Source organism: Bradyrhizobium sp. 21, from assembly GCF_023073335.1.
Lineage (GTDB): Bacteria > Pseudomonadota > Alphaproteobacteria > Rhizobiales > Xanthobacteraceae > Bradyrhizobium.
The window spans coordinates 28,967-37,736 of the sequence record NZ_JADPJG010000003.1 but is presented as its reverse complement, the minus strand read 5'-3'; the positions used below and the strand labels follow the sequence as shown (position 1 = coordinate 37,736).

The window sequence follows — 8,770 nt, the reverse complement described above, 5'->3', positions numbered from 1 at the left end:
AAGCCGATCGCTCCTGGGACGTCGAGACCGATCTCCTGGTCGTCGGGGCGGGTGCCGCCGGCATGACGACCTCGCTGGTGGCTGCCCTCGAAGGGCTCGACGTGATCCTTTGCGAGAAGTCGAACACGGTTGGCGGCACGACCGCGACCTCCGCGGGCACCGTCTGGATTCCGGGCAATCGGCAGGGACGGCATACGGGGACGCCAGACTCGACCGAGGCGGCACGGGTCTATCTTGAAGCGTTGCTCGGCGAACACGTCGCGGACGCGCGTGTGGATGCGTTCCTCCAGGCGGGTCCCATCATGCTCGACTATCTCGCGCAGAAGACGAGCGTCCGGTTCGCCGCGCCTCCGGTACACCCCGACTACAAGAATCTTCCCGGTGCAGCGATCGGCGGCCGCGCCCTCGGCGCCGTTCCGTTCGATGGCCGCAAGCTTGGCAAAGACTTCGACCGCATCCGGCCCCCGCGGAGAGAGTTCATGATCCTCGGCGGCATGATGGTCGGAAAGGCGGACATCCCGGCGCTGTTGGCGCCGTTCCGCAACTGGACGAACTTCAGGCATGTCGTTGGTCTGCTCGGTCGGCACTTGTTCGATCGGCTTCGCTACAGGCGCGGAACGCGTCTGATCATGGGCAACGCTCTCGTCGCGATGTTGTTTGACAGCCTCCGTCGCTCTGGCGTCCATCTGCGATATGAGACTGAGCTCAGCGAACTCATCCGCAACGGCGACGCTGTCGTTGGGGCGGTCTTCGCCTCACCGTCCGGAGCGCTGGCGATACGTGCCCGCAAGGGCGTGGTATTGGCAACCGGGGGCATTGGCTGGAGCCGCGAACTCCGCGAAAGGTTTTTTCCGGAGGCCGCGCGCCGGTTCTCACTCGCGCCTTCGTCGAATACCGGGGACGGCATGCTTGCGGCCGAACGCGTCGACGCGGTCATAGAGGGCGATCTCGACAGCCCCGCTCTGTGGATGCCGAGCTCAGTCATGACGCAATCGGACGGCCACGTCTCGGTGTTCCCCCACATCATGCTCGATCGTGCCAAGCCGGGACTGCTTGCGGTGAACAGATCGGGCCGCCGTTTCGTGAATGAAGCCGACTCTTATCACGACTTCGTGGAAGCGATGTTGCGTTCCAACGCGTCTTCCCCGTTGGCGACGCCGGCTTTCCTGGTTTGCGATCGCGCCTTTATCGGGGCCTATGGCATCGGTCTCGTTCATCCCGGGACCAGGGATTTGGACGAGTTTTTGAAGGCCAGATATCTGGTAGCGGGCGACACGATCGAAGCATTGGCCAAAGAAATCGGTGTCGACGGCGGTGAGCTTGCTCGAACGGTTGAGCGATACAATCGCCATGCCGAGAGCGGTGTGGACGAAGATTTCGGCCGCGGTTCGAGCGCGTTGAACCGGTTCAATGGTGATCCCCTCACCAGGCCAAACCCCTGCCTGCGGCGCATCGGTCCCGGGCCATACTATGCCGTCGCAGTATGGCCGTCGGATCTCGCGAGCAGCGCCGGCTTATGCACGGATTCAACCGCCCGGGTCTTGTCTCGCCGTGGGTCGGTCATACCCGGGCTCTACGCCGTCGGTACTGATTCATCCTCGATCTTTCGCGGGACTTATCCGGGACCGGGCACGATGATTGGACCGGCGATGGCATTCGGATGGTGCGCGGCGATGCATGCCGCCGGCGCTTTAGGGCAGCCAGGAAGCGATTGACAGCTGCTCGTTCGACGGCTGGCACGGACAGAGGGCGGCCAAAGATAGTTGAGGCGGCGAGGGCTGCGTTCGAGTTGAGCGATCGCTGCTACGCGCTAGGAACTCTTGCGCCTGATCGAGGCTTGACTCCGCAGGCCAGCGTTGCCGCCGATTGCTGGTCTGCACGGCCCCGCCTCCAAGCCCCCTATACCCCCCAGGGTGGGGCCGTGCTTCGTAGCAGGAGATGCAATGCCTGAGCCGACCGAGCAAGACGTCAGAGACCGCGCGCACCGACTGTGGGAGCAAGCTGGCAAGCCGGAAGGCCGCGAGGACGAGTTTTGGCACGCGGCCGAGCAAGAGCTGCGCAATGAGGACAAGTCGAACACGATGCGGACGCCGGATACGCTGTGACCGCCAGAACGTGCTGTTCCACGGCGGAACGGAGCCTTCCAGAAAGAATTGAGGGTCTGAACAGCAGCACCGGCTGCGAGGCAGCCCTACAGCGATTTTTGCGGTGGATGAGCAGAAAAAGATAGAGCACCAGATCGAACTCGCGACGCGAGCGGCAGCGCTCGTCAAGGACGAAACCACTGTTCAGCGATTCAGGACCTTCGCTGAGGAGCTGAAGCAAAAGCTCTTTCGCATGATGCGGCGCGGCAAGGTGCGAGCGCGTGCGTACGAGCTGTGGGAGCAGGCCGGTCGCCCGGCCGATCGCGACCAGGAATTTTGGCTCGAAGCGGAGCGGCAGATCGAAGAGGAGCGCGAAGAAGGCAAGCGTTCGGGCGCCTCGGAGGAATGATAGCCGTTGTCATTGCGAGCGCAGCGAAGCAATCCGGTCCGCCGCCGCGGAACGATTCTGGATTGCTTCGCTGCGCTCGCAATGACGCGGAGAAAGCGAGCACCACTCCACCAGCGTCCAAGAATGACGATATCAGCCGTCATTGCCTACGCGCCGGCGGCGATGCCGAGGCGTCCGATGCCTGGAAACTTCAGCGCGGGGCGGCGGATGTCGATGCCGAGCACCGCGCCGAGGACATTGATCTCGACCCCTTCGACCCAGCCGACCGTCATGCCGAGATAGCCCGACAGCGAGGCGTAGAGGCCGGTGCCTGACGCCGTGATGCCGGCCCAGCGTCCGCTATAAGGATAGTCCTTGCCGATTGCGGTCGGCGGCAGCACGGCGCGCAGCTCGGGCACGGCGTCCAGCGCCGCCTGCACGAAGGTGTTGGAGTTCGGTCCCGGCCAGGCGCTGTAATCGCCATAAGCGCGGAACCGGTAATTATCGATGACGTCACGGATCTTCGGAATCAGCGCTTCGGCCCGCGCGCCGTCGACGGCGACCACCGTTTCCGGCATGGCGCCGAACCAGCGGCCGTCGGCCGCAAAGCCGTTGCTGCGAATCGGGTCGCCCCATGCCGTGTAGTCGTATCGGCTGTAGGTGGCGGCGCCCTTCTCCTTGACGACGATCCAGGTGTGGACGGCAAAAATGCTGCGCCAGCGCACCGTGCGCGCGGCGAAGACACGGATCCGCGCGTCCGGATTGGCGGCGGCGGACGGCAGCAGGCCGGCGCTGGAGCGATCCGCCGTCTGCCAATTGCCGCGGCCGTCGCCGCGCAAATAATAACGGCCGGCCGACACGCCGATCGGCAGGAAGATCAGCAGCAGGAAGATAATCAAGAATTTCCTCAAGGGCAAACGGCGGTCAGGCGGGGCGATGCCACCAATATAGTTCGCAAGGCACGTCGCGCCAGCGCTCTCCTGCTCTTGCATTCGGAAGGTGCGCCTATATCTTGCGGCGATGAGGAAGCTCTCACTCGTCGAGGACCAGGCCATCCAGGCGCGAATCGCGTTCATCGCGGGCGCCGAAACCTTCGATCGCCTCTTCGCCGGCATCCGGTTCGACGAAATCGATGGCAATCTGCTGTTTGCCATTGCCTGCGACGAAGACTGCGCGACCGAGATCGAGGACGAGTTCTCGCATCACCTCGCCGTGGTCGCGTCGCAGATCCTGGCGCAAAGCGTCGACGTGGTCGTGGTGCTGCCGAAGGTCCTGCAATAGCCTTCGGGCAATCAGCCTTCTGCCAGTCAGCCTTTGTGCCCGTTCAGGCCACTTGCCTTCGCCTCGCGTCTCTGCTTTTCAACGCAATTACAAAATTGTAATGACCTCATTGGGCGCTCAGGCCCGAGGCGCGTTATCGACGGAGCTCGGCGGGAGGGCTCGTCGACGCTCGCCTCCATGTGCGAAACAAAGTTGGATACAAATTGGCGCCCACCAGGAAAGCCCGGGCCACGACCGGCGTGATAAAGACAAAAAGCCAGGGCTTGAAAAAGTGGGGCCCGAAAAAGCAAGTTTTGAAGAGTAAGGCCTCGAAAAGCCAAGCCTCGAAAAGCCAAGCCTCGAAAAGCCAAGCCTTGAAAAGCCAAGCCTTGAAAAGCCAAGCCTCGAAAAGCAAGGCCTCGAAAAGCAAGGCCTCGAAAGCCGAGAGCTCGAAAAGCAAGAGTGCGTCGCGTTCCGCAATTGCGTCCTCGTCGCCTCTCGGCATGCTGGCGCTGCATCTGCTCGAGCAATGGGAGACGTCCGGCCGCGACGGCCTCGTCTTTCTCTGCGAGAACGAGAGCAGGGCGGAGCGGCTCGGCGGCGTGATCCATGCCCTTGATCCTAACGTCGAGGTGTTGGTGTTTCCGCGCCTGAACACGCTGCCCTTCGACGGCCTCGAGCCGTCCCGCGAGATCGCGGGCCGGCGCAGCGCGGTGCTGCGGCGCCTTGCCAAGGCCAAGAAGCCGGTCTTTCTGGTATCGACCGCCGAAGCCATCATGGAACGGCTGCCGTTGCCGGCGAGCTGGTCGCGGTCGAGCCTCACGCTGAAGTTTGGTGCGGACTATTCTGAGCCCGAACTGGAGACGCGGCTGGAAGCGCTCGGCTACGATCTCGACGAAGAGGCGGAGTATCCCGGCGGCGTCCTGTTCCACGGGAAGACCTTCGAAGTGTTTCCCGCCGGCGCGCTGGCTCCATTCCGGATCGAGCATTCCGGCGAAAAGATCCGCAAGATCGTCGCCGTCGATCCGATCGAGCACGCGGTCCTCTACGAGACCAGGGAATTGACCATCGACCCCATGTCCGAACGGATCGGGCTGGGAGCGACGCGCGGACAGCGGGCGACGCTGCCGGACTATTGCAGTCGTGCGCGATGGATCGCGGATGCCGGGGTGTCGGCCCACGCCGACAGTTGGCTCGGCACGATCGAGGAAGCCGCGGGGCGCAGGGATGCGGAGCGCGAATATCTGGGGCGGGCGGACTGGACGCGGCTGAAGAAGCGCATCAGCGTGCTGCCGCGCAAGGCCGCCTTCATCTCGACGCCTGAATTCTCGAAGCTGGCGTCGCCACGCAAGGCGCTTCGCGCCTTCGTCGACGACATGCAGCGCGGCGGATCGCGGCTGCTGTTCGTCGCGGCGGTCGAGGACGATCTTCGCGCGATGGAGCGCATGAGCGGCATCAAGGCGGAGCGCCTCGCCGATTGGAGCGAGATAGCGAAGGGACGGAGCCGCGAGGGCGCGCTGCTGGCCGATTTCGACGCGGGTTTCATTGGCGCGGGGCGAAAGCCCCTGGTCGTCGTGACTGCGTCCGACGTGCTCGGCAGCCGCGCCCATCATCCGCAGCCGATGGCGCGCGCCTGGAACCCGGCTTTCGACCATCCTGACGTACCCGAGAAGGGCTCGGCCATCGTCCATTTGCAACGCGGGCTCGCGGTGCTCGACGGCTTGCAGACCCTCGACATGGGGCGGGGATCGCGGCGCGAGATGATCCGGCTCAAGTTTGCGAGCGACAACGCCGTGCTCGTTCCGCCGGGCGATCTTGCCGTGATCTGGCCTTATGCCGGCGAGCCCGGCAAGCTGACGCTGGACAAGGCGGACGGCAGCAGCTGGTGGGCGCGGCGCACCGCGGCGGAAGCGGAAATTCAGGTGGCGGCCAAGGCGCTCGCCAAACACATCAGCCAGCGCCGCCGCCGGCGCGCACCCAAATTGGTGCCGCCGGGGGCGAACTACGAAAAATTCGTCGCGCGTTTCCCCTATTTCACGACGCCCGACCAGGCCAAGGCGATTCAGGACGTCCTCGACGATCTCGCCGCCGGCCATCCCATGGACAGGGTGATCTGCGGCGACGTCGGATTTGGCAAGACCGAGGTGGCGCTGCGGGCGGCCGCGGCGGTGGCGTTGTCCGGCAAGCAGGTGGCCATCGCGGCGCCGACAACCGTGCTGGCCCGGCAGCATGTCGAAACCTTCCGCAAACGGTTCGGCCCTCTGGGGATCGAGGTGGGAAGCCTGTCGCGGGCCAGTTCAGGCCCGGAGACGCGAGAGACGAAAGAAGGGCTCAAGCACGGCAGGCTGAAAGTCGTGGTCGGCACGCAGGCGCTCAGCGCAAAGGACGTCAAGTTCGCCGATCTCGGCCTCGTCATCATCGACGAGGAGCAGCATTTCGGCGCGGCGGAAAAGGCGAAGCTGTCAGGATTGGCAAAGGGGGCCCATTCGCTCTGGATGAGCGCCACGCCGATCCCGCGCACGCTCGCCGCGGGTCTTGCCGGCTTCAGGGATCTCAGCGTGATCGCCTCGCCGCCGGTTCACCGCCTTCCCATCGTGACCAGGATCGCACCGCTGTCCGAGGCTGCCATTGCCGCGGCGCTGCTGCGCGAGCGCAGGCGGCACGGGCAGAGCTTCCTGATCTGTCCGCGCATCCAGGATCTGGAGCCGATGCTGGCGCGGGTGCAATCGGTGGCGCCGGAGCTGCGCATCGTCTGTCTTCACGGCAGATTGCCCGTCGAGGAGATCGACGACCGGATGATGAGTTTCGTCGACGGCGAAGCGGACGTGCTGCTGGCCACCAATATCGTGGAAAGCGGTCTCGACATTCCGCGCGCGAACACCATCGTGGTGTGCTGGCCGGAAAAGTTCGGTTTGGCGCAGCTCCATCAGCTTAGGGGACGGGTGGGCCGTGGCGGCACGCGCGCCTTCGCCCATCTGCTGACGGAATCGACCTCGGAGCAGTCCGAGAAGCGTTTGGCGGTGCTGGAGGAGTTCAGCAAGCCAGGGGCCGGCTTTGCCATCAGCGAGCGCGACCTCGACCTCAGGGGCGCCGGCGATCTGTTCTCGGAACAGCAGTCCGGGCACGTCCAGGTGTTCGGACCCGTGCTCTACAGTCACCTTCTGAAGCTCGCCTCCGAGCGTACCAGCGACAACGGTACCGATCTGTGGGTGCCCGATCTCAATCTTCCGCTGGCCGACATGCTGCCGGAAGGTTACGTGCAATCGGAAGCAGTCCGGCTAGAGATCTACGGGCGCGCCGCCAGGTGCCGGAGCGACGACGATCTGGAGGATTTGGAAGAGGAAATCTCACGCCGTTTCGGCCGGCTGCCGCCGGAGGCTCGTGACTTCATCGCCGCCGCCAGGCTCCGGATCGATTGCAAGCGGCGCGGCATCGTCAGGCTCGATGTTGGGCCGGAGGCCGTCGCCGCGACGTTCCTGCCGGGGCGGCTGCGGAAATCCAGGGGAAAGTCCGAGGCGCGATTGCTCCAGCGCGACGGCGACCGCGTCGTCTATTCAGGCCGCCGCGACGAGGACCCGTTCAGCCGGGTCGAGGAGTTTCTCGACCTGCTGGACGCCTGAAGCGCGATGAGGTTGGGATAAATCGTCGTCGCGCTCCAGGATAGTGTTTGAGCATGATCTTTTCGGAAAACCGCTTCACACTTTTCCGGATCATGCTCTAGGGCTCATTCGGTCTGCTCGACCGCCGACGGCATTTTCGCCACCGACATCAACGAGCGGGCCACCTGGTTGAGGAGCTGATCGGCGTTCTCCTCCTCGGCCAGCGATTTCGACAACAGGCTGACGATGGCACTATGCCGAAGCTGCTGGGCGAGGTTGCGTGCCGTGCTATAGCCCGCGATCTCGTAATGCTCGACGCGCTGGGCCGCGCCGATCAAGGCGAGGTCGGCCGCCGCGTCCTCCTTGTCCTCGCCTTCGGCCATGATCTCCTGGCCTTCCTCGACGAGACCCATCATTCCCTTGCAGGGCTTGGCACGGGCGGATTTTCCGAGCATTTCGAAGCACTCGTTGATGCGCTCGATTTGGGCTTCCGTCTCCGCGAGGTGCTGCTCGAACAACTCGCGCAACTGGTCGAAGCGGGCAGCCTCCGCCATCTTGGGAAGTGCCTTGGTCAACTGCTTCTCGGCATGCAGGATATCGCGCAGCTCGTTGACGAGCAGGTCGCCGAGACCGGCTTCGTCCGCCGGCGGCGAGCTCTCGGTGACGATCGCCGTTGCCGGACCCGGCTCGCCCGCCTGGATCGCCGGCGAGTCCGTGAAGACCCAGTCGCCGCCCTCGTTCCAGGGCCCGCGCGTGTCGATCTCGCCATGGTCGCCGGCGCCGGTGGAATCGTTGAAGAACTGGTCCACCAGGCCGGGCGTTGGCGCGATACGGCCGATGCTGAACGCCGGCTTGCCCATGCTCTCGAGCGCGAGCGCGAACGCCTTCATATGCGTGATCTCGCGGGTCATCAGGAATTGCAGCGCGTCCTTGCTGCCGGCGTCGTCGCAGAAATTGATCAGCCGCTCGTAGACGATCTTGGCCCGCGCCTCCGCCGCGATATTGCTGCGCAGATCGACGTCGAGCTCGCCGGTGATCTTCAGATAGTCGGCGGTCCAGGCATTTCCCTGGGAGTTGAACAGGTTGACCCCACCGCCGCCCGCGATCGCGATCAGCGGATCGGCTTCGGCCGCCTGGCGGTCGAACTTCGACGGCTTGAGATGCATCCGCGCCAGCGTACCGACCACCTCGAGATGGCTGAGTTCCTCGGTGCCGATGTCCATCAGCAGGTCCTTGCGATCGGGATCCTCGCAGTTCAACCCCTGTATCGAGTACTGCATGGCGGCGGCGAGCTCGCCATTGGCGCCGCCGAACTGCTCCAGCAGCATGTTGCCAAAGCGCGGATCCGGCTCGTCGACGCGAACGGTGAACATCAGTTTCTTGACGTGGTGATACATGGGAGGACTCTCGGGTGCTGGGAGGACAGGGAAGAGATGCTT

7 protein-coding genes are annotated in these 8,770 nt (G+C 64.4%); 5 read left to right on the top strand and 2 right to left on the bottom strand.

The features are described 5' to 3' along the window. The 3 genes from IVB31_RS05210 to IVB31_RS05200 all read left to right on the top strand — a co-directional run. The coding region (locus IVB31_RS05210; protein WP_247319504.1) for an FAD-dependent oxidoreductase at positions 1 to 1,715 on the top strand (1,715 nt) is incomplete at its 5' end. Positions 1,716 to 1,943: 228 nt separating this feature from the next. After that, the gene (locus IVB31_RS05205; protein WP_247319502.1) at positions 1,944 to 2,105 is read left to right on the top strand and encodes a DUF2934 domain-containing protein; all 162 of its coding nucleotides are present in this window, start codon (positions 1,944 to 1,946) and stop codon (positions 2,103 to 2,105) included. A 103-nt stretch (positions 2,106 to 2,208) separates the two neighbouring features. Next, complete coding sequence (locus IVB31_RS05200; protein ID WP_247319501.1) at positions 2,209 to 2,493, top strand: DUF2934 domain-containing protein; 285 nt, start codon at positions 2,209 to 2,211, stop codon at positions 2,491 to 2,493. 146 nt (positions 2,494 to 2,639) lie between these two features. Here IVB31_RS05200 and IVB31_RS05195 read toward each other — a convergent pair whose 3' ends face one another. Continuing rightward, positions 2,640 to 3,371 (bottom strand): DUF3750 domain-containing protein, encoded by a 732-nt coding sequence (locus IVB31_RS05195; RefSeq protein WP_247319499.1) that lies wholly within the window; start codon positions 3,369 to 3,371, stop codon positions 2,640 to 2,642. 121 nt (positions 3,372 to 3,492) lie between these two features. On the opposite strand from IVB31_RS05195, the gene IVB31_RS05190 reads away from it, so the two are divergent. Further along, positions 3,493 to 3,753, top strand: a complete 261-nt coding sequence (locus IVB31_RS05190) for a hypothetical protein (protein WP_247319497.1) — start codon at positions 3,493 to 3,495, stop codon at positions 3,751 to 3,753. 482 nt (positions 3,754 to 4,235) lie between these two features. Beyond that, on the top strand, positions 4,236 to 7,352 hold the full coding sequence (locus IVB31_RS05185) for a DEAD/DEAH box helicase (RefSeq protein WP_247320357.1): 3,117 nt from the start codon (positions 4,236 to 4,238) through the stop codon (positions 7,350 to 7,352). 104 nt (positions 7,353 to 7,456) lie between these two features. Here IVB31_RS05185 and IVB31_RS05180 read toward each other — a convergent pair whose 3' ends face one another. Beyond that, on the bottom strand, positions 7,457 to 8,728 hold the full coding sequence (locus tag IVB31_RS05180; protein ID WP_247319495.1) for a DUF892 family protein: 1,272 nt from the start codon (positions 8,726 to 8,728) through the stop codon (positions 7,457 to 7,459). Positions 8,729 to 8,770 lie beyond the last annotated feature (42 nt).

Bases quoted from the DNA above. Each gene is read 5' to 3' on its own strand.
- IVB31_RS05180 (WP_247319495.1), bottom strand. From the start codon at position 8,728: ATGTATCACCACGTCAAGAAACTGATGTTCACCGTTCGCGTCGACGAG.
- IVB31_RS05190 (WP_247319497.1), top strand. From the start codon at position 3,493: ATGAGGAAGCTCTCACTCGTCGAGGACCAGGCCATCCAGGCGCGAATC.
- IVB31_RS05205 (WP_247319502.1), top strand. From the start codon at position 1,944: ATGCCTGAGCCGACCGAGCAAGACGTCAGAGACCGCGCGCACCGACTG.
- IVB31_RS05185 (WP_247320357.1), top strand. From the start codon at position 4,236: ATGCTGGCGCTGCATCTGCTCGAGCAATGGGAGACGTCCGGCCGCGAC.